The 1,095-nt window shown below is 69.9% G+C and carries 1 protein-coding gene; it reads right to left on the bottom strand.

Annotated elements, in window-relative coordinates; all coding sequences use genetic code 11:
• Positions 1-12: 12 nt before the first annotated feature.
• Positions 13-1,082 (bottom strand): IS630 family transposase gene (locus BM041_RS29665; RefSeq protein WP_092963677.1). Its coding sequence is split into 2 segments (ribosomal slippage): positions 13-593 and positions 593-1,082, totalling 1,071 coding nucleotides; the frame shifts between segments, so codons are not numbered across the junction.
• Positions 1,083-1,095: the final 13 nt, after the last annotated feature.

The following is a 1,095-nucleotide window of genomic DNA, read 5'->3' as shown; positions in this document are numbered from 1 at the left end:
ATACCGGCGCCCCTAAACAGTGACCTGTGCCCAGTCGCGTGTGGCGATTGAGGTGATGCGGGCTGGATCGTCGGTCAGCGCATTCCATGCCGTGCAGCAGGCGTCGACGATGGCTTCGTAGGCTTCGAAGACCCGGTTGCTGAGCTGGTTCTGCCGGAGGTACTGCCAGACGTTCTCGACGGGGTTCAACTCAGGTGAATAAGGCGGCAGCGGTAGCAGGCTGACGTTGTCTGGCACGCGCAGTTTGCCGCCGGTCTGGTGCCAGCCGGCGCCGTCGAGCGTGACCACGGCATGCGCGCCGGGTGCTACCAGCCTGCTGATCTCGGCCAGGTGCAAGGTCATGGCGGCACCGTTGGCGAGCGGCAGCACCAGCCCAGCGCCGGTGCCGCGCGCGGGGCAGACCGCGCCGAACAGGTAGGCCCAACGATAGCGTTGATCGCGCGGCGCTGGCGGCCGGCTACCCTTGGCGGCCCAGATCCGGGTCAGGGTCCCCTGCTGGCCGACGCGGGCTTCGTCTTGCCACCAAAGCTCGATCGGCTTGCCGCGGGCGTGCTCCGGGATCGCGGCGGCCACGAGGGCGGCGAAGTTTTTTTATGCGCCTCCTGGGCTGCCGCGTCGTGTCCGGGATGCCGTGGCCGCACCGACAGCCGCCGGAAGCCCAACCGGCGCAGCAGCTTGCCCACGGTGCGCACGTCGGGCCGCACGCCAAACCGCTGCTCGATCACCGCAGCCAGATCGGCTCGCCGCCAGCGCACCACGCCATGGCTCGCGAGGTCCGGCCCCGTGCGGACCAACTCGGCCACCACCTCCACCTGGTCCGCCGTCAGCAGCGGCTTGCGGCCGACGCCCTCCTTACGGTTCGACAGACCGGAAACGCCTTCGGCATTGTAGCGATGAACCCAGTCCCGCAGCGTCTGCCGATCCATCCCGCAGGTCTCCGCCGCCACCGCCCGCGGCAATCCTTCCAGGACAAGCGCCAGGGCCAGCATGCGCCGCGCCGCGGCCGCGTCCCGACAGGCCGCGGCAAACCGCCGCAGGTCCGCCGCCGTATGCTCATCCCGGGTCAACGCTACCGCCACCATGATCGCCTCCCGA

It is taken from the genome of Falsiroseomonas stagni DSM 19981 (genome assembly GCF_900114315.1).
Taxonomy (GTDB): Bacteria; Pseudomonadota; Alphaproteobacteria; order Acetobacterales; family Acetobacteraceae; genus Falsiroseomonas; species Falsiroseomonas stagni.
This window is presented reverse-complemented; position numbering and strand designations above follow the sequence as displayed.